Raw genomic sequence first — 18719 nt, forward strand, 5'->3', positions numbered from 1 at the left:
CCGACACCGCTCTCCCTCAGCCCCTCGTCCTCATCCCCACGCGACACCTCCGGCCCGTACCTCATGGCCGTACGAGATTCCTGAGGTCGGCGAAGCGACGATCGCCGATGCCGTTGACTTCGCGCAGTTCGTCGACCGAGCGGAAACCGCCGTGCTGGGTGCGGTAGTCGAGGATGTGCCGGGCGAGCACGGGCCCGACCCCGGGCAGGGTGTCGAGCTGCTCCACAGTGGCCGTGTTCAGGGAGACGGGGGCCGGCGCCGCACCGACCGGGCCGCCGCCCGTCGCCGGACCACCGACGCCGGGCGCGGGTGCGGGCGCCGCAGCCGGGCCACCGACGACGACCTGCTCGCCGTCCACGAGAAACCGCGCACGGTTGAGAGCGTCGGTGTTCGTGCCCGGCCGCACTCCACCTGCCGCTTTCAGGGCGTCGGCGACCCTGGATCCGGTCGGCAGCCGATGCACCCCGGGCTCACGGACCTTGCCGCTGACGTCCACGACGATCATGGCTCCGGCCGTTCCCGCCGTGTTCGAGACCCCGCCCGGGGCCGCCGGCTCGGCCTCCCCGCGCTGTCCGCTCCCCCTGCCCCCGTCCTCCCCGACCTCTCCGAACGGAGCCCCCGCGCGCACCACTTCCGGCGCCTGAACGCCCTGCGTGCGACCGCTCCAGAAGTGCTGTACGGCGAACACGGCGGCCACGACCAGCAGTACCGAGAGCGCGACCACGTTCCGCCGCTCCAGTCCGCACCGCGCCTGCAACCACACCGGCATCCGCTCCCGCAGAGCGAACCCGGCCCGCTCCCGCCAGGCCCCCCGTCCGGGGTCGGGGTGCCGCCAGTCGACGTCCTCCGGCACGTCGTCCCGCCAGGCAGCCTTCCCCGAACCGGCGTCACGCCGGCCTTCCTCCGAAGAACCAGCCTCCCGCCAGGCCACCGCCGCGGAACCCTCGGCGTCCCGCCAGGCCTCTTCGGCAGATCCAGCCGTCCGCCAGTCCTCTTCTTCCGCAACTCCCCTCTCCGGCCGAACCCCCGCCACGGAACCAACCGCGTCCCGAGCCGAGGAGGGACGGGAGCTCAGGACGGCCTCCGATCCGGTACTCGTCCCGCCGTCGTTCGTCCCCCGTTCACCCCCGCCCGGCGGCCCCTTCCCGGCGCGTTCGGCGAAGAGCACCTCCGCCCGCCGTTGGAGTTCGCCCGCCGAGGCGTCGTACCGCTGCCGTGCCCGGCTTCGGGCGGCGGGCGGACGACGGTGCCGTGAGCGCCCGTCGGAATGGGGGCCGCGTCCCGGCCCGCTGGTCGCCGTCGCTGTACCTGAGCGTGATCGAAGTGCCATGCGCCGAGGATCGACCACACACGCACTCTCGCGATGATCTTGGTCAATTCCCGGGGACTACCCACCGGTTGTGGAAAACTCCACCACTCGCACGAGTGACTCACGCACTCCGTGCGGCCTCATGTCCGTCAGCGGGGCGAGACCACGACACCCAGCAGCCCGGGTCCCGTGTGTGCCCCGATCACCGCCCCGACCTCGCTGACATGCAGGTCGACAAGTCCCGTCACCCGCGCCCTCAGACGGTCAGCGAGGGCCGCCGCCCGGTCGGGGGCCGCCAGATGATGCACCGCGATGTCGACCGGCGCGCTGCCGGCCCGGTCGGCCGCGATCTCCTCCAGACGGGCGATGGCCCTCGACGCGGTGCGCACCTTCTCCAGGGGCTCGATCCGGCCGGCGTCGAGCTTCAGCAGAGGTTTCACGGCGAGTGCGGAACCGAGAAGTGCCTGCGCGGCCCCGATCCGGCCACCGCGGCGCAGATAGTCGAGGGTGTCGACGTAGAAGTAGGCGGAGGTGCCCGCGGCCCGCTTCTCCGCGGCGGTGACCGCCTCGTCGACCGTGCCGCCCGTCTCCGCAGCCTCGGCGGCGGCGAGCGCGCAGAATCCGAGGGCCATCGCGATCATGCCGGTGTCAACCACGCGCACCGGCACCGGTGCCTCGCGCGCCGCCATGACCGCCGCGTCGTAGGTGCCGGAGAGCTCGGCGGACAGGTGCAGCGACACGATGCCCGCGGCGCCGGACTCGGCGACCTTGCGATAGTGCTCCGCGAAGAGCTGGGGGCTGGGTCGCGAGGTAGTCACGGAGCGCCGCTTCTGGAGCGCCTCGGCCAGTGAGCGGGCCGTGATCTCGGTGCCCTCTTCCAGCGCGCGGTCACCGAGGACCACGGTCAGGGGTACCGCTGTGATGCCGTGCCGCTCCATCGTCCCCTGCGGCAGGTAGGCCGTTGAATCCGTGACGATCGCGACATGGCGGGACATGAGCTGGAGGTTACCTGCCGTAGCGTCCGGGCGGCAGTCCGGCCCCTGTCACCCTGGACTGCCGCGGCGGGATCAAGTCGTGCTCTCGGGACGGGGTTTCTTCTGCCAGGGGTAGGCCGGGCGCGGGCCCGGCGGCGTGATCGCGGGCCGTGTCGGTTCCTCGGCGGTGCGGGAGCGGGGCGTCTCGGGCCACGTCTGCTGCTCGGCGCTGCCGTCGGCGACGGGGGTCTCGGGCCACGGGGGCGGCGTCGCGGCGGGCTCGGTCTTCGTCCAGTGCCGCAGGGCGCCGGACTCGACGTCGATCTGCGCGCTCAGCGTGTCCAGGTCGTCGTCGGCGAACCGGCGGGCCCGGTCGCGTGCCGCCCAGCGCAGGGAGTCCGCCGACTCGGTGATCCGCTCCGTGCGTTCACGCAGTCCCGGCAGGCGTCCGGCGAGGGTCGCGCGGTCGGGCTCGGACTCCAGGCGCTTGAGTTCGCCGTCCAGTTCGTGGCCGTGGGCGCTGAGCCGCTGGAAGAGGCCGAGGGACTCCTTGAGGGACTGGTCCTCGGCCGCGCCCGCATGCAGTGCTTCCTGGGTGGCCCGCATCGAGGTGCGCAGCTTCAGCCGCAGCTGGGCCAGTTCGCCCACCGGGCCGAGCTGGGCGAAGGACTTGGCGCGCAGGGTGTGGTCCTCGACCGTGCGCCGAGCCTGGGTGATGGTGCGGTCCACACCGCGCTTGGCGGCGCCGACCACCTTCACCGTCGCGTACGCGCCGAGCGCCACGAAGAGCACGAAAAGCAGGGCCACGATTGCGATCGCTGCTTCCACGAAACTCCTCCTCCGCCCCGACACGGCACTCACCGCTCTTCAAAGGTAAACGCGACGGGCAGGCCCGGAGTTCCGGAAGAACCCCGAACCTGCCCGCACGCAACCCCTAGGGGGTGTTACGCCGGAACGATGTTCACCAGCTTCGGCGCCCGCACGATCACCTTGCGGATGTCTGCCCCGTCCAGCGCTGCCACGACCTTCTCGTCGGCCAGCGCGACCTTCTCCAGCTCGTCGTCGGAGATGGCCGGGGAGACCTCCAGACGGGCCTTGACCTTGCCCTTGACCTGGACCACGCAGGTCACGGTCTCGTCGATGACGTACCGCAGGTCGGCGACCGGGAAGTCCTGGTGGACGACCGAGTCGGTGTGGCCCAGCTTGCGCCACAGCTCCTCGGCGATGTGCGGGGCCAGCGGCGTGATCAGCAGGACCAGGGACTCCGCGACCGCGCGAGGAACCGGGCCGCCCGCCTTGGTCAGGTGGTTGTTCAGCTCGGTGACCTTGGCGATGGCAGTGTTGAAACGCAGGCCCTCCAGGTCCTGGCGCACTCCGTCGATCGCCTTGTGCAGGGCGCGCAGGGTGGTCTCGTCGGGCTCGGTGTCGGTGACGGTCACCTCGCCGGTGGCCTCGTCGACGACGTTGCGCCACAGCCGCTGCAGCAGCCGGTACTGGCCGACCACCGCGCGCGTGTCCCACGGGCGCGAGACGTCCAGCGGGCCCATGGCCATCTCGTACAGGCGCAGCGTGTCCGCGCCGTACTCCTCGCAGATCGCCTCGGGGGTGACGGCGTTCTTCAGGGACTTGCCCATCTTGCCCAGCTCGCGCTTGACCGGCTCACCCGCGTGGAAGAACTGCCCGCCGCGCTCCTCGATCTCGGTGGCCGGAACCGGGAAGCCCCGGCTGTCGCGGTAGACGAAGGCCTGGATCATGCCCTGGTTGAACAGCTTGTGGAACGGCTCGGGCGACGAGATGTGCCCCAGGTCGAACAGCACCTTCGACCAGAAGCGCGCGTACAGCAGGTGCAGCACGGCGTGCTCGGCGCCGCCGACGTACAGGTCGACTCCGCCGTGCGGCTGCCCCGCGCGGGGGCCCATCCAGTACTGCTCGATCTCCGGGTCGACCAGCTGCTCACTGTTGTGCGGGTCCAGGTAGCGCAGCTCGTACCAGCAGGAACCGGCCCAGTTGGGCATGGTGTTGGTCTCGCGGCGGTACGGGCGGGGACCGCGTCCGTCGCCCAGGTCCAGGGTGACGTTCACCCAGTCCTCGTTGCGGGACAGCGGGGTCTCCGGGGAGGTGTACGCGTCGTCCGGGTCGAAGGTGCGGGGCGAGTAGTCCTCGACCTCGGGCAGCTCCAGCGGCAGCATCGACTCGGGCAGGGAGTGGGCGACACCGTCCTCGTCGTAGACGATCGGGAAGGGCTCGCCCCAGTAGCGCTGGCGGCTGAACAGCCAGTCGCGCAGGCGGAAGTTGACGGTGCCCTCGCCGATGCCCTTGCGCGCCAGCCACTCGGTGATGTGGGCCTTGGCCTCGGCGACGCCCAGGCCGTCCAGGGAGATGTCCTCGCCGTGCGAGTTCACGATCTTCGCGTCGTACGAGGCGAAGGCGTCGTCCCACGTCGAGGCGTCCGTGCCCCGGTCGTCGCTCGGCTCCACCACACAGCGGACCGGCAGCTCGAAGGCGCGCGCGAAGGCGAAGTCACGCGTGTCGTGGGCGGGTACGGCCATGATCGCGCCGGTGCCGTAGCCCATCAGCACGTAGTCGGCGATGAAGACGGGGATCTGCTCGCCGTTAACCGGGTTGGTCGCGAACGCGCCGGTGAAGACGCCGGTCTTGTCCTTGGCCTCGGCCTGGCGCTCGACGTCCGACTTGGAGGCGGCCTGCGCGCGGTAGGCGGCGACGGCCTCGGCCGGGGTGGCGTGACCGCCGGTCCACACGTCGTGCGTGCCCTCGGGCCAGGCGGCCGGGGTGAATTTGTCGACCAGCGGGTGCTCGGGGGCCAGCACCATGTAGGTCGCGCCGAACAGGGTGTCCTGGCGCGTGGTGAAGACCGTGATCGCCTCGCCGTCGACGGGGAAGTCGACGCGGGCGCCCTCGGAGCGGCCGATCCAGTTGCGCTGCTGCAGCTTGATGGCCTCGGGCCAGTCCAGCTCGTTCAGGTCGTCCAGCAGACGGTCGGCGTACGCGGTGATCCGCATGTTCCACTGGCGCAGCTTGGCCTTGAAGACGGGGAAGTTGCCGCGTTCGCTGCGGCCGTCAGCGGTGACCTCCTCGTTGGCCAGCACGGTACCCAGGCCGGGGCACCAGTTGACCGGCGCGTCGGAGGCGTACGCCAGGCGGAACCCGCTCAGGACGTCGGCCCGCTCGATGGCGCTCAGTTCCTGCCACGCGCGCGTGTGGCCCGGTACGGCACGCTCACCGGACTCGAACCGGGCGACCAGCTCGGAGATCGGGCGGGCCTTGTCCGCCTCGTCGTCGTACCAGGAGTTGAAGATCTGCAGGAAGATCCACTGGGTCCACTTGTAGTAGTCCGGGTCGATCGTGGCGAACGACCGGCGCTTGTCGTGGCCCAGGCCCAGCCGGCGCAGCTGGGACTTCATGTTGTTGATGGCGGCCACGGTGGTGACCCGCGGGTGCTCGCCGGTCTGCACGGCGTGCTGTTCGGCGGGCAGGCCGAAGGCGTCGAAGCCCAGGGTGTGCAGGACGTTGTGGCCGGTCATCCGCTGGAAGCGGGCGAAGACGTCGGTGGCGATGTAGCCCAGCGGGTGGCCGACGTGCAGTCCCGCACCCGAGGGGTACGGGAACATGTCCATGATGTACTTCTTGGGCTTGGCGGCCAGTACGGGGTCGCCCGCCAGGTCACCCTTGGGGTTCGGCGCCGCATAGGTGCCGTCGGCGTCCCAGACGTCCTGCCAGCGTGCCTCGATCTCGACCGCGACGGCGGCCGTGTAGCGGTGCGGCGCGGCCACCTCGGCGGGGGCGGCGGGGTTCGTCTCGCTCATGGTCCTCAAAGCTCCATCGATCGTCTCTGCCAGCGGCTGTGTCGTCCGGAAACGAAAAATCCCCTCGCACAGGAGGGGACGCCGCGCCGATTCCGACCACGTCTTCACCGGTGGTCGGGACTGATCAGCGCGGCTCACTAAGCAGAAGGCGTACGGCACGCATGGCGTCAGAGTACCGCAGCCGTTGAGCAAGCCGCGACGAACTTACGTATGCCTCTGTGGCACCGGGTGCCGCACTCGCCGCCGCAGTCGAGCGCACCGTCCTACCCGACAGGAACTGAACAAAGGTCAAAAGTTACTCCGCGTAACAGCTACTAAGGGGCATCGCAGCAGCCTCATAGTCGTTTGATAACAACGCAATAACTCAAACGTCGTACCCACCGGTATGGCGCCACTTAGAGTGCGGCAGCGGGACCGCCTTCCCGAACCGCTCGGAGTTGCCCCCATGAACGCTCGCAGTAGTTACAGCACGCCCCCCAAGGCCGGCCGGTCGGTCTACGGGGTGGCGACGGCCGTCTTTCTGCTGGCCATCCCCCTGGTCGTGATCTACGGAGGTGTCTGGCTCCAGGACTTCCTCAACTTCGGGGCGGGCGTGGTGACGCTCGTCCTGCTCACCTGTTCCGTGATCTGGGGACTCGTCGCGCAGGACCGGTTGATCCTCAACATCCGGCAGCGGATCGTCGCGCAGGGCATCCACCGGATCACCGCCGTGGGCTCGATCGCGTTCCTCCTGCTGCACATCGGGATCAAACTGGCCCTCGACCACACGACGTGGATCGCCGCGTTCATCCCCTTCGGGCTCGGCTTCTCCAGCAGTGGAGGGCTCATCGGCCTCGGCACCCTGGCCGGTCAGCTCATGATCTTCGTCGGCATCACCGGCGCGCTGCGCAACCGGTTCGCCTCCCCGGCGCCGGTCGCGGCACGCTGGCGGGCGATGCACATGCTGGCCTACCCGGCCTGGTGCGCCGGGCTGGTCCACGGTCTGTACGCGGGTCGCGCGGTGAAGGCCCCGATCTTCACGTACATGTACGTGCTCTGCCTGCTCGGCGTCATCGCGGCCCTCGCCCTGCGCTCGGCACCACGCCCGTTCAAGCGCAAGGTCACCGACCGGCTCGCCATGCTCCTCGGCGCCGAGGAGCGGCCGGGCCGCGAGGAACTGGAGGCCAGCCGTGCCAGGAGGGCCGCGGAGACCGCCGCCCCGCGCCGTGAGGGACGTCGTGCGGCCGAGTCCGGCGCCCGACGGTCCGGGCCCACCCTGCCCGGCTACGAGGGCCTGACACAGCAGACCGGCGCCACGCCCCTCTACGAAGCCCCCGCCCCCGAGCCCGCGGCGAACGGTTTCGCGGCCGCCTATCGCGCCGTGACACCCAACGCGCGCGCGCAGCAGCCCTATGAGACCGGCCAGACCGCACGCATGGACATGCCGATGGACATGCAGGCGGCCACAGATCCCATCGCGCGCGTGGACGGCGGCGGCAGCACGTCCGGCAGCTGGCCCATCCCGTCGCCGCCGCCGGTCGGTGAGGCACCCCCCTCCGCCTACGACCCGCTGCAGGACACGGGCTACAACATCCCGACTTATAACAGCAATTCGGGCAGTGCCAGCTATCTCTCGGGTGACGTGCGCGACACCGGTGAGTCGAACAACCTTTACGGCACGTACAACCCGAATGACACGTACAACAGCGGTCCCGCCACAGATCCAGCGCCCGGTCAGTCGTACGACTTCGACTCGCCGGGATCGGGCGAACCTTGGAACACGCCTTCCGGAGGCTATAGGTGAACGAGGCCCTGCCCGACGTACCAGAGGTCCGCGTGGTCGGACTTCCCCAGCTCACGTCGGGCTTCGACCTTGTCGAACGACTTGACCTGCCCATGCACCTCAAGGTGCACGGGCCGCTCGAACCCATGGGCGGAGAACAGCTCGCGAAGCTGTCCGAAGCCATCAACCTCAAGGGGCGCGGCGGTGCCGGCTTCCCCTTCCACAAGAAGCTGCGCTCGGTCGCCGAGGCCGCGATCAAGCGCGGCGTCCGGCCGGTCGTCGTCGTCAACGGCAGCGAGGACGAACCGGCCTGCCGCAAGGACACGGTGCTCATCAACCGTGCCCCGCACCTCATCCTCGACGGCGCCCTCCTGGCCGCCGAAGCCCTGGGCGCCCGCACGCTCGTCATAGGCGTCACGCGGGAGTCCACCCAGCGCTCCATGGAGGCCGCCCTCGCCGAGCGCGGCCTCAGCAACGGCCGCAGATCGGCTCTACGCGCACGCGTGCAGCGCAATCCCGTCCGTATGGTCACCGGCGCGGCGGCCTCGCTGATCCGTTCGATCGACGGCGGCCCGGCCATCCCGCCCGGCCGCAAGGTCAGCGCCTCGCAGAACGGCGTCGGCGGCGCACCCACACTTCTGTCCAACGCCGAGACCTTCGCGCAGCTGGCGATCGCCGCGCGCATCGGCCCGGAGCGCTACGGCAACACCGGTCTCTACGACGAGCCGGGCACCGTCATGCTCACGGTCTCCGGCGCCGTCGCGCGCCCCATGGTGCTCGAGGTCCCCACCGGCGTGCCGCTGCGCTACGTCTTGCAGCTGGCCGGCGCCCCGCCGGTTCCGCAGGGCGTGCTGACCGGCGGCTACCACGGCAAGTGGATCGACGCGGCGACGGTCAACGAGGCGGTCGTCTCCCGCAACTCCCTGGATGCCGTGGGCGGCGCACTCGGCGCCGGCGCGATCCTGCCGATCACTCAGGAGACCTGCCCGCTGGGCGAGTCACTGCGCGTGGCGCAGTGGCTGGCGGAGGAGAGCGCGGGCCAGTGCGGCCCCTGCTACCTCGGTCTGCCGGCCGCCGCACGCGGCCTGGAGGACATCCTCAACGGCGGCGGACCTGCCGCCCTGGAGGCGCTCAAGCAGGTCGCTAAGAACGTGAAGCGGCGCGGCGCGTGCTCGCACCCGGACGGCTCCGCGATGTTCCTGGAGTCGACCATCAAGGCGTTCACGGACGACTTGGCCGCCCATGTCCTCGGCAACGGCTGCGGACGGCCCGTGGAGGGCGTTCTGCCGCTCTTCGAGGGCGGCAAGATGCCCACGGGCATCGCGGGCGGCGGCGAGGCCGAGGAGACCGGCCCCAGCCGTCAGAAGATCTACGTCGACTGGACGCTGTGCCGGGGCCACGGACTGTGCGCCGACATCCTCCCCGAGGTCTTCGAACTCGGCGCCGACGGCTTCCCGACCGTCGCCCAGGCACAGGTACCGCGCTACGCGGAGGCCAAGGCTCTACGCGCGGTGCGTCGCTGCCCCGCCCTCGCCCTGCGCCTGGAGGAGGAGACCCAGCGCGACAAGGCTCCCGCCCGCAACCTGCCGGTCCTCTCCCAGGGCCGTGGGCGCCGCGCACTGGGCCGCTGAGCCGACAACACCGAGGGGGCCGTCCGATATCGGACGGCCCCCTCGGTCGTGTAAGGACAGTCTCCTGTGCGGAACAACTGCCCCTGGAAACACAAGAATCCCGCCGGATCAAGATGATCCGGCGGGATCTTTCTGTGGAGCTAAGGAGATTCGAACTCCTGACCCCCTGCATGCCATGCAGGTGCTCTACCAACTGAGCTATAGCCCCGTGTCGCAATCCGCCGGGTTCCCTCGGCGGCGACGCCAACATTACACGGTCCCCCGGGTGCAACACCAAATCGTTTCCCCCGGGCTCCAAGGGCCTTCGGGACCTTGCGGCCCACCTCGACCACGGGCCTCAGGCAGTCACGAACGAGTAGAACCGTTTGAGCGTGCAGTGTTCTTCGAGGAGGCGGCCGTAGATCGGCTCACCCTCCAGTTCGCGGTACGTCTCGATGGGGTCGCCTTTTATGATCAGCGCCCGAGCGCACTCCTCGCACCAGTACTGGTAGTCGGGATTGACCGGCTCCATGTCGCGTACGATCGGCGTCCCGCTGCCGCACCAGTCGCACTTTCGCCTGTGTGCACCCACTCGATCAGCTCCAGCTGTGGCCGCAGGCCGTGCACACGTAGGAAATTCCGCCGTTGTCACCGAGTACCTGGGCAACGTGGACGGAACCGCAGGAAGGGCAGATGAGGCGCACCGTCGTGTCCCTTGACGACGCCCCTTCGCGGAGGTGGCCGCCCTCCACGAGGATGCTCGCAGGCATCACTACTCCCTCCCGTCGGGCCGCGCCCCCTTCCGGCCGTTTGATTCTGCCACGGCCGGACCAATACGGTCAGCGACGCCTGAGTACCAGTCCGGACACGGCACCCACCACAGCGGTCCCGGCCAGCGCGAACATGCACGCCAAAAGCGTCTCCGCAGAGGTATACGCCTCAGAGGGCCCCAGTGACTCAAGCCGGTTCAAGAAGAGTGTGCCGAAGCCCGCGACACCGATCAGCTGGCCGAGCTGGGTGACCGTGGCGAGCAGGCCGCTGGCGTCCGCCGCGTGCGCGGGCGGCACCGTGGCCAGGGCCCGGGTGAGTGTGGGACTGAACGCGAGCGCGAGCCCCACTCCCACGCCGGCGTACGCGGCGTACACCCCCGCGCCTCCCGTGCCGCCGTCCTTCAGGGACAGGCCCACGCCCAGCGCGGCCGACGCGGTGACGGCGAACCCGACGGGCGTCAGATGACGCTGCCATGAAGCCGGCCAGGTGCGCCAGGTGAGCCCGACCATGCCGAAGATCACAGCGGTGGGCGCGAAGGAGAGCCCGGCCCGCAGGGCACTGAAGCCGAGGTCGCCCTGCACGTACAGGGTGAGAACGAAGAGGAAGCCGCCGTTGACCGCCATGACCGCCGTGATCCGGAAGACGGCGAGGCCCATCCCGGGGTGACGCAGCACGCTCGGCGCGATCAGCGGGGCACCGCCCTGCCGGGCCAGCCGTGACTCGTAGACGCAGAAGACCGTGAAGAAGAGCACGGAGGCGGACATGGACAGCCAGGACCACGCAGGCCAGTCCTCCTCCTGCCCGAGGACCAGCGGCACCGTGCACAGCGACACGGCCGCGCCGAGCAGCACCAGACCAGGGAGGTCGAGACCACGCGCCCGGTCCCGGGGCGTCGTACGGTCCCCGGGCAGCAGGAGCCGGCCTCCGAGGGCCAGCAGGACGAGACCCACCGGCACGTTCACGAGGAACACCGGCCGCCAGCCCGTGCCGAACAGGTCGGCGCTGACCAGGACTCCGCCGACGACCTGCCCGGCGGCGGCCCCGACCGCGATGACCGCTGAGTACGCACCGAGCGCCTTCATCCGGGCCTCGCCGGTGAAGTTGCGCTGGATCAGGCTGAGCACCTGCGGGATCATCACCGCCGAACCGGCGCCCTGCACCAGCCGGAAGACGATCAGTTCGGTGGAGCCCTGCGCCAGCCCGCAGGCCAGCGAGGCCACCGTGAACAGGGCGAGCCCGGTGAGGTGGACCCGGCCGTGACCGAACCGTTCGCCGAGCCGGGCGCCGGTGATCAGCAGCACCGAGTACGTGATGGCGTATCCGGCGACGACCAGCTGGAGTTCGGCGCCCGAGGCGTGCAGATCGGTGCCGATGGTGGGGGCCGCGACATTCACGATGAACACGTCGAGCAGGGCCATGAACTGGGCGGCGAGAACGAGGGCGAGCAGCGGCCGGGGCCGGTTGTCAGTGGTGGGTGCTTCACTTTCTGCAGGTGAGGAAACGGGTGCGGAACCCGGTCCCGTCCGGGGTGTTGTCGTCATGCCGTCGAGCCTGAGGGCATTGCGGTACGGGTGCCGAGAGCCCGCCGATGCTGGTACTGCCAGCACCTGGCAGGCGACGGTTCCGGCACCGAGGATGGTCGTGACGAGGGGGCAAGACGATGGGGGACGTGACGATGGGGGACGTGAAAGTGGCGACTGCACAGCGACGACGGCCCGAGCTGGCCTCGTTCCTGCGCGGCAGGCGCGCCCGGGTGACCCCGGCCGACGTGGGCATGCCGCCGGGTCTCAGGCGGCGCACCCCGGGGCTGCGCCGCGAGGAGGTCGCCCAGCTCTCCGGCGTCGGCGTGACCTGGTACACCTGGCTGGAGCAGGGGCGGCCGATCAACGCGTCCCCGCAGGTCCTGGACGCCGTGGCCCGCACCCTACGGCTCGACCCGCCGGAGCGGGAGCATCTGTACCGCCTGGCACAGGTGCCGTTCGCCCCCGACCCGCAGGGACTGAGGCGCTCGACCGGCCCGGAGGTGCAGGGCATCATCGACGCCCTCGCCCCGCTCCCGGCGGTCGTCTACACCTCGCGCTACGACATCCTGGCCACCAATCCGGGCTACCGCGACCTGTTCCTGATCCCGGAGATCGTCGACATCGGGGTGCCGAACGCGCTGTGGACGCTGTTCACGGTGTCCGAGGAGGCCTGTCCGGTGATGTACCGGGAGCGCGAACTGCCCGTCATGGTGGCGACCTTGCGGTCCTCGTACGGCAGACACGTGGGCGAGCCGGCCTGGGAGGGCTTCATAGGCGCGCTGGCGGCGGCCAGCCCGTACTTCGCCGAGCTGTGGGCGAGCGGAGAAGTGGTCCAGCCGGGGCCCCGGGTCAAGACGTTCCGTCACAAGGCCGTCGGTGAGCTGCGGATGACTTCGCAGTCGCTGTCGATCGACGGGATGCCGGAGTGCCGGATCGTGGTCTACACACCGGAGGACGAGGAGACACGAGAGAAAGCCGCACGGCTACGGGAACACGCAGAAAATCCCGCCTCCTGAAGAAGACGGGATCCTCATAACCGATCTTTGACAACTCAACAGAGTGTCGATGTGTGGAGCTAAGGAGAATTGAACTCCTGACCTCCTGCATGCCATGCAGGCGCTCTACCAACTGAGCTATAGCCCCTTGTGTTCTTCCCGCTCCGCGGGGGCGAACAAGAAGAACTTTAGCCTGCGACCAGCCGGAAAGTGAAATCCGGGTCCGGGCCCTGCTGAACGCCGGTTCCGCCGCTCAGTCGTCGTCGCCGAGCACCGGCTCCGGCAGGGTGCCGGCGTTGTGCTCCAGAAGGCGCCAGCCGCGGGCGCCCTCGCCGAGGACGGACCAGCAGCAGTTGGAGAGGCCGCCGAGGCTCTCCCAGTGGTGGGACTCCAGACCGAGCAGCCGTCCGATGGTGGTGCGGATCGTGCCGCCATGGCTGACCACGACGAGGGTGCCGTCGTCGGGCAGCTTCTCGGCGTGCCGGAGCACGACGGGGGCGGCACGGTCGGCGACCTCTGTCTCCAGTTCGCCACCTCCGCGGCGCACCGGCTCGCCGCGCTTCCACGCGGCATACTCATCGCCGTGCCGGGCGATGATCTCCTCGTGCGTCAGCCCCTGCCAGACGCCGGCGTAGGTCTCGCGCAGGCCCTCGTCGTGGGCCACGTCCAGGCCGGTGAGCTCGGCGAGCTCGGCGGCCGTGTTCGCGGCCCGCTGGAGGTCGGAGGCGACGATCGCGTCGGGTTCGAGCGAGGCCAGCAGCCGGGCGGCGCGGCGGGCCTGGCCGACGCCGGTCTCGGTGAGCTCGACGTCGGTGGTGCCCTGGAAGCGGCGCTCCACGTTCCAGGAGGTCTGGCCGTGCCGCCACAGGATGACGCGGCGGCCCCGCCCTTTGCGGCCGGCGGGAGCGGTCACCGCGGCTCCCCGAATCCGGCGTCGGCCTCCTCGGTCCGGAGCTCGGCGTGCTCCGCGGCCTTGCCGCGCGTCGCCTTGGCGTCGGCCGGCAGCTCCAGCTCGGGGCAGTCCTTCCACAGCCGCTCCAGGGCGTAGAAGACACGCTCCTCGCTGTGCTGGACGTGGACGACGATGTCGACGTAGTCGAGCAGGACCCAGCGGGCCTCGCGGTCGCCCTCGCGGCGCACCGGCTTGACGCCGAGCTCCTTCTGGAGCCGCTCCTCGATCTCGTCGACGATGGACTTGACCTGACGGTCGTTGGGTGCGGACGCCAGCAGGAAGGCGTCGGTGATCGAGAGGACGTCGCTGACGTCGTAGGCGATCACGTCGTGGGCAAGCTTGTCGGCGGCCGCCTGTGCGGCGGTGCGGACGAGCTCGAGAGAACGGTCAGTGGCGGTCACTACAAGGCTTTCGGTCGGTGGTCGATTGACGTCAAGGGTCTCACGGACCGCCGACGCCACCCCACGCGATGGTGGAGATCACGCGGGGTGGCACTACGGCCCGGAGCCGGGCCTAGGACGAGGTGTCCGGCTTGTAGTCCTGGCCGAGGATCACGGATACGTTCGCGCTCGACGCGATCGTGCCCTTCTTGACGGCGCCGGTGGACAGGCCCAGCGTCTTGGCGACCTCGGTGGCGTTCGCCTTGTCCGAGGCATCGGAGTAGAGAACCTGGGACGTGGCCCGGGAAGCGGCGGGCGTGCCGCCGTCGACGAAGGTGAAGCCGCCGTTGAGGAGGGTGACGCGGGCCTTCTCGGTGTTGTCCTTGGCGCCGGTGGCGTTCTGGACGGAGACGCTGACGGCCGCGTCCTTGTCGGGGCTCTTCGCCTTGCCGCCGAGGACGTCCTTGACCACGCTCGCGCTGGCCTCGGCGCTCAGGGTGCCGTCCTGCTGGACGGGCAGCAGCGCGGTCTTGTAGTCGCCGCCCTTGGCGAGGTCGGCGAGCTTGGCGAGGAAGGCGCCGAGGTCGCTGTCGGTCAGGGGCGGGTCGAGGATCTGCGCCAGCGTCTGCACGGTGGTGGTCGCGGCCGTCGGGTCGGAGGACAGCTTGCGCAGCACGCCCTGCATGACCTGGCCGAAGCGCTCCAGCTGGGCGTTCTGGGCCTCGCCGGAGGCGCGGTAGGTGGCGTAGGCGACGGCCATCTTGCCGCTGAGGGTCTGGCTCTTCCCCTTGTTCACCAGGGGTGCCTCGCCCTTCTTCTTGGCGGCCGGGTCGGGCACGGCGGTGTTGGTGTCGACGTCGATGTTGCCGACGAGGTCGACCAGGTTCTGGAGGTAGGGGGTGTCGAGCCGCCAGGTGCCCTGGATGTCGGTGCCCAGGACGGTGTTGAGGGAGTCGAGGGTTCCGGAGGAGCCGTCGTCGTCGACCGACTTGGCGAGGGTGGTCGTCGAGCCGTCGTCGGCCGTCAGGGTGAGGGCGTTGGGGATCAGGACGGTGGTGCCCTGCTTGGTGGTGGTGTTGTCGACGAGCAGCGCCGTGGAGGTGCCGCCCTTCGCGGTGTTGTGCAGATGGACGACGATCACGTCGCGGTTCTGGGCGCTCGCGGCGATCGTGGTGCCCCGCCTGGAGTCCGGCGTCGACAGGCCGGGCAGCTTTCCGGCCTGCCAGAGGTAGCCGACGCCGCCCGCCACGACCAGGGCGAGGACGACGACGAGGGCGACGAGCCGGCTGCGGGCGCGGCGCTTGGCCTCTTCGCGGCGTTCGGTGCGGTTCTCGGTGAAGTTGAGCCAGTCGATGACGTCCTCGGAGTCACCGTCGGGCTCCTCGATGAACGCGAACTGCGCGGTGTGGTACTGCCGTTCGTCGACGTCGGCAGGGTCAGTCCCGGGGCCGTCCGCACCGGGACGGCCCACGCGGTCCTCGTCGGCCGCGGGACGGAAACCCTGGCCGGCCTGGGTGTCCTCGGCGTAGCCCTGGCCGCCCTGTGTGGTCGGCTGCGTGCCCTCGCCGCGGGCGCCCTGCTGCGGGATGTAGGCCGTTTGCTCGGCGACGCGGGGCTGCTGACCGCTCGCGGCGGCCCGGCCGTAGGGGTCGTACGCCGTCGCCGAACCGCCGCCGTGCTGGGTCCCGTTGGCGTACGGGTCGTAGGGCGGCACGGGCGCCTGGTGCCCAGTGTCTCCGGTGCCGTAGGGGTCGTATGTCGGGACGGGGTTCTGGCTGCCCGTGTCGTACGGAGCGGGCTGCTGCCGGCCGCCGGTGGCGTACGGGTCGTAGCCGTAGCCCTGCTGTGCGTAGGGGTCGTACTGCTGCTGGGGGGCTTGCTGTGGCGGGGCCTGTTGGTAGACCGGCCTGCCGTAGTCGTCGTAGCCGACGAGTACGTACTGGTTCTCCTGGTCGTCGCCGTAGCCCGCGTCGTATCGGTCGTTCACCGGTGCCCCTCTCGGCTCACTCGCCGCGGTACAGCTCGCGTTTGTCGATGTAACGCACGACACCGTCCGGCACCAGATACCAGACGGGGTCGCCCTTGGCGACTCTCACCCGGCAGTCGGTGGAGGAGATGGCCAGGGCGGGGACCTCGACGAGCGAGACGCCGCCCTCGGGCAGCCCGGGGTCGGCCAGGGTGTGCCCGGGCCGGGTGACTCCGATGAAGTGCGCGAGGGAGAACAGCTCTTCCGCGTCCCGCCAGGTGAGGATCTGGCCGAGGGCGTCGGCGCCCGTGATGAAGAAGAGGTCGGTTTCGGGGTTCAGGGCCTTCAGGTCGCGCAGCGTGTCCGTGGTGTAGGTCGCGCCACCGCGGTCGATGTCGATGCGACTGACGGAGAACTGCGGGTTCTCGGCGGTCGCGATGACCGTCATCAGATAGCGGTCCTCGGCCGGGGAGACCGCGCGGTGGGTCTTCTGCCAGGGCTGGCCGGTCGGTACGAACACGACCTCGTCCAGGTGGAACTGCGCGGCGACCTCGCTGGCCGCCACGAGGTGCCCGTGGTGGATCGGGTCGAACGTCCCGCCCATGACCCCGAGGCGACGCTTGCCGGGGTTCGACGGGCCGTTGCCCTGGCCGGTAGGCATGTCCTGCTCTCCCATGCGTGCAGACCCTACCGGCCCGGCCTGAGGGCACCGTCAGACGGTGGCCCGGAGTGCCCTGCTTTGAGCACCCGGTGCCTCAGCGGTCGCGGTTGAAACGGGTGGTGATCCACAGCAGAAGCAGCAGAAGGATGAACGCGCCTCCGCCGGTCACCAACGGGTTGAGGCTCTCGTGGTTGCCGCCGTGCTCCTCGCCCTCGGCAGCGAGGGTGACCAACTGGGCAGCGGTGCTGTGGAAGCTCATCTTCGGCAGGACCTATCCGGTGGGCGGGATAAAGACGTCGGCCCATCGTAAGCGGGCACCGAGGCGGGGATCACGCCGACTCCACCGTTGGGAGGCGACGGGGCGTTCGGGGACTGCGGGGAACCTTCGCTCTCCCTCAGTCGTCCTTCCGCTTGTACCCCCGCAGCAGGAACCACGCGGTGAACGCACAGCCCACAAACATCACGACCAGTACGACCCGGAGCAGATTTCCGGACCCTTGCTGCTCGGCGGCGCTCGCGGCCTCGGTGAGCCAGGCGGCCCGGGTGTGCTCCATGACGTGGACTCCTTCGCTGTACTGCCCGTCCACGCTATCTCCGCCTAGGCTGGGGTCTGCTTCGGGGGCGCAAAGGGCCGCACAAGGGTCCGCAAAGGATCACAGAGGCCGAAGAGGCACAGCCAAAGACGCACATGGGGGAAGACATGTCCGACGACGGCCATCAGAACAACGGACACGAGAACGTGCCGAGCAGGCAGCGCAAGCGTTTCCCGGGAATCTCCTCGCGTGCGTACGAACACCCCGCCGACCGCTCCGCCCTGGTGGCGCTGCGCAAGCTGAGCGGTTTCGACACGGTGTTCAAGGCGCTCAGTGGTCTGCTCCCCGAGCGGAGCCTGCGGCTGCTGTTCCTGTCCGACTCGGTGCGCGTGTCCGACCAGCAGTTCGCGTACCTCAACGACATGCTGCGGGACGCGTGTTACATCCTGGACCTGGAGAAGGTCCCGCCGATGTACGTCAACCAGGACCCGCTGCCGAACGCGATGTGCATCGGTTTGGACGAGCCGATCATCGTCGTCACCACGGGCCTGGTCGACCTGCTCGACGAGGAGGAGATGCGGGCGGTCGTCGGGCACGAGGTGGGGCACGCCCTGTCCGGCCACTCGGTCTACCGGACCATCCTGCTGTTCCTGACCGGCCTCGCGCTCAGGGTGGCGTGGATCCCGCTGGGCAACATCGCGATCATGGCGATCGTGACCGCGCTGCGCGAGTGGTTCCGCAAGTCGGAGCTGTCGGCGGACCGGGCGGGCCTGTTGGTCGGCCAGGACCTGCGGGCCTCGATGCGCGGCCTGATGAAGCTCGCCGGCGGCCACCATCTGCACGAGATGAACGTGGACGCGTTCCTCAAGCAGGCCGAGGAGTACGAGGCCGGCGGCGACCTGCGCGACTCGGTCCTGAAGATCCTGAACATCCTGCCGCGCACCCACCCCTTCACCACCATCCGGGCGGCCGAGCTGAAGAAGTGGGCCGAGTCCCGCGACTACCAGCGGATCATGGACGGCCACTACCCACGCCGTACCGAGGACAAGAACACCTCGGTCTCCGACTCCTTCCGTGAGTCGGCGGCCAGTTACGCGACGAACGTCAAGAGCTCCAAGGACCCGCTGATGAAGCTGGTCAGCGACATCGCGGGCGGAGCGGGTGACCTGGGCGGCCGGGTTCGCCGGGGCTTCGGCGGCTTCTCGAGCTCCGCGCCGGGGCCGGACGAGCCGCCGACGGACACGCCCCGGAACGGGACGGACCAGCCGCCGACGGACACGCCGCGGAACGACGAGGAGGACTGACGCCTCCTGAGGACGCGGGGCCGTACCGACGCGGGAGCGTATCGATGTGCGGCTCCGCCACGGGGCCGGTGACCGGCCCCGAGCCGCCACGGTCCTGACCCCCGCCTGTCATGGGCGTGACCGACCCCCATCGCATCCTGGCGCCGGCCCGCCCC

General features: G+C 70.0%; 16 protein-coding genes and 2 tRNA genes. 4 read left to right on the forward strand and 14 right to left on the reverse strand.

The genetic code is table 11. The features are described from left to right. Positions 1-61: 61 nt before the first annotated feature. From ACZ48Z_RS17370 to leuS, 4 genes are all read right to left on the reverse strand, one after another. Complete coding sequence (locus ACZ48Z_RS17370; protein ID WP_468736704.1) at positions 62-1330, reverse strand: ComEA family DNA-binding protein; 1269 nt, start codon at positions 1328-1330, stop codon at positions 62-64. A gap of 128 nt (positions 1331-1458) precedes the next feature. After that, on the reverse strand, positions 1459-2304 hold the full coding sequence (locus ACZ48Z_RS17375; protein ID WP_468736705.1) for a DegV family protein: 846 nt from the start codon (positions 2302-2304) through the stop codon (positions 1459-1461). Positions 2305-2376: 72 nt separating this feature from the next. Then, positions 2377-3111 (reverse strand): hypothetical protein, encoded by a 735-nt coding sequence (locus ACZ48Z_RS17380; RefSeq protein WP_468736706.1) that lies wholly within the window; start codon positions 3109-3111, stop codon positions 2377-2379. A 116-nt stretch (positions 3112-3227) separates the two neighbouring features. Next, a complete protein-coding gene (leuS, locus tag ACZ48Z_RS17385) occupies positions 3228-6107 on the reverse strand; it encodes a leucine--tRNA ligase (protein WP_468736707.1) in 2880 nt (959 codons plus the stop codon). A 445-nt stretch (positions 6108-6552) separates the two neighbouring features. Between leuS and ACZ48Z_RS17390 the strand changes: the two genes are divergently transcribed. Both ACZ48Z_RS17390 and ACZ48Z_RS17395 read left to right on the forward strand, forming a co-directional pair. After that, positions 6553-7890: a cytochrome b/b6 domain-containing protein gene (locus tag ACZ48Z_RS17390; protein WP_468736708.1), complete on the forward strand. Its 1338-nt coding sequence runs from the start codon at positions 6553-6555 to the stop codon at positions 7888-7890. Then, positions 7887-9500 (forward strand): NADH-ubiquinone oxidoreductase-F iron-sulfur binding region domain-containing protein, encoded by a 1614-nt coding sequence (locus tag ACZ48Z_RS17395; protein WP_468736709.1) that lies wholly within the window; start codon positions 7887-7889, stop codon positions 9498-9500. Before ACZ48Z_RS17390 ends, ACZ48Z_RS17395 begins: the two co-directional genes overlap by 4 nt. Positions 9501-9635: 135 nt before the next feature. Here ACZ48Z_RS17395 and ACZ48Z_RS17400 read toward each other — a convergent pair. From ACZ48Z_RS17400 to ACZ48Z_RS17410, 3 genes are all read right to left on the reverse strand, one after another. After that, positions 9636-9708, reverse strand: a tRNA-Ala gene (locus tag ACZ48Z_RS17400). Positions 9709-9837: 129 nt separating this feature from the next. Then, positions 9838-10071 carry a hypothetical protein gene (locus ACZ48Z_RS17405; protein ID WP_003976229.1) on the reverse strand — a complete coding sequence of 78 codons (234 nt, stop codon included), beginning with the start codon at positions 10069-10071 and terminating at the stop codon, positions 9838-9840. A 247-nt stretch (positions 10072-10318) separates the two neighbouring features. Further along, a complete protein-coding gene (locus tag ACZ48Z_RS17410) occupies positions 10319-11791 on the reverse strand; it encodes an MFS transporter (RefSeq protein WP_468736710.1) in 1473 nt (490 codons plus the stop codon). A 134-nt stretch (positions 11792-11925) separates the two neighbouring features. Between ACZ48Z_RS17410 and ACZ48Z_RS17415 the strand changes: the two genes are divergently transcribed. Beyond that, the gene (locus tag ACZ48Z_RS17415; RefSeq protein ID WP_468736711.1) at positions 11926-12789 is read left to right on the forward strand and encodes a helix-turn-helix transcriptional regulator; all 864 of its coding nucleotides are present in this window, start codon (positions 11926-11928) and stop codon (positions 12787-12789) included. Between the two features lie 54 nt (positions 12790-12843). Here the strand turns inward: ACZ48Z_RS17415 and ACZ48Z_RS17420 are convergent. The 7 genes from ACZ48Z_RS17420 to ACZ48Z_RS17450 all read right to left on the reverse strand — a co-directional run bounded on the left by ACZ48Z_RS17420 (position 12844) and on the right by ACZ48Z_RS17450 (position 17281). Then, positions 12844-12916 (reverse strand) — tRNA-Ala (locus tag ACZ48Z_RS17420). Positions 12917-13021: 105 nt separating this feature from the next. Then, positions 13022-13681, reverse strand: coding sequence for a histidine phosphatase family protein (locus tag ACZ48Z_RS17425; RefSeq protein WP_468736712.1), 660 nt, complete (start codon positions 13679-13681; stop codon positions 13022-13024). Next, on the reverse strand, positions 13678-14121 hold the full coding sequence (gene rsfS, locus ACZ48Z_RS17430) for a ribosome silencing factor (RefSeq protein WP_468736713.1): 444 nt from the start codon (positions 14119-14121) through the stop codon (positions 13678-13680). Before rsfS ends, ACZ48Z_RS17425 begins: the two co-directional genes overlap by 4 nt. 112 nt (positions 14122-14233) lie before the next feature. Then, positions 14234-16087: a LytR C-terminal domain-containing protein gene (locus ACZ48Z_RS17435; RefSeq protein WP_468736714.1), complete on the reverse strand. Its 1854-nt coding sequence runs from the start codon at positions 16085-16087 to the stop codon at positions 14234-14236. Positions 16088-16103: 16 nt separating this feature from the next. Next, a complete protein-coding gene (gene nadD / locus ACZ48Z_RS17440; RefSeq protein ID WP_468736715.1) occupies positions 16104-16742 on the reverse strand; it encodes a nicotinate-nucleotide adenylyltransferase in 639 nt (212 codons plus the stop codon). 79 nt (positions 16743-16821) lie between these two features. Then, positions 16822-16986: a hypothetical protein gene (locus ACZ48Z_RS17445; RefSeq protein ID WP_468736716.1), complete on the reverse strand. Its 165-nt coding sequence runs from the start codon at positions 16984-16986 to the stop codon at positions 16822-16824. 136 nt (positions 16987-17122) lie between these two features. Continuing rightward, positions 17123-17281 (reverse strand): hypothetical protein, encoded by a 159-nt coding sequence (locus tag ACZ48Z_RS17450; RefSeq protein ID WP_328747460.1) that lies wholly within the window; start codon positions 17279-17281, stop codon positions 17123-17125. A gap of 146 nt (positions 17282-17427) precedes the next feature. Between ACZ48Z_RS17450 and ACZ48Z_RS17455 the strand changes: the two genes are divergently transcribed. Continuing rightward, the gene (locus tag ACZ48Z_RS17455; RefSeq protein ID WP_468736717.1) at positions 17428-18564 is read left to right on the forward strand and encodes a M48 family metallopeptidase; all 1137 of its coding nucleotides are present in this window, start codon (positions 17428-17430) and stop codon (positions 18562-18564) included. Positions 18565-18719 lie beyond the last annotated feature (155 nt).

The sequence above is a fragment of the Streptomyces sp. NPDC031225 genome (assembly GCF_055570355.1).

Excerpts from the sequence above, each read along its gene's own strand:
- ACZ48Z_RS17370 (WP_468736704.1), bottom strand. The coding sequence starts at position 1,330 with ATGGCACTTCGATCACGCTCAGGTACAGCGACGGCGACCAGCGGGCCG.
- ACZ48Z_RS17375 (WP_468736705.1), bottom strand. The coding sequence starts at position 2,304 with ATGTCCCGCCATGTCGCGATCGTCACGGATTCAACGGCCTACCTGCCG.
- leuS (WP_468736707.1), bottom strand. The coding sequence starts at position 6,107 with ATGAGCGAGACGAACCCCGCCGCCCCCGCCGAGGTGGCCGCGCCGCAC.
- ACZ48Z_RS17390 (WP_468736708.1), top strand. The coding sequence starts at position 6,553 with ATGAACGCTCGCAGTAGTTACAGCACGCCCCCCAAGGCCGGCCGGTCG.
- ACZ48Z_RS17410 (WP_468736710.1), bottom strand. The coding sequence starts at position 11,791 with ATGACGACAACACCCCGGACGGGACCGGGTTCCGCACCCGTTTCCTCA.
- ACZ48Z_RS17415 (WP_468736711.1), top strand. The coding sequence starts at position 11,926 with ATGGGGGACGTGAAAGTGGCGACTGCACAGCGACGACGGCCCGAGCTG.
- nadD (WP_468736715.1), bottom strand. The coding sequence starts at position 16,742 with ATGGGAGAGCAGGACATGCCTACCGGCCAGGGCAACGGCCCGTCGAAC.
- ACZ48Z_RS17445 (WP_468736716.1), bottom strand. The coding sequence starts at position 16,986 with ATGAGCTTCCACAGCACCGCTGCCCAGTTGGTCACCCTCGCTGCCGAG.
- ACZ48Z_RS17450 (WP_328747460.1), bottom strand. The coding sequence starts at position 17,281 with ATGGAGCACACCCGGGCCGCCTGGCTCACCGAGGCCGCGAGCGCCGCC.
- ACZ48Z_RS17455 (WP_468736717.1), top strand. The coding sequence starts at position 17,428 with ATGTCCGACGACGGCCATCAGAACAACGGACACGAGAACGTGCCGAGC.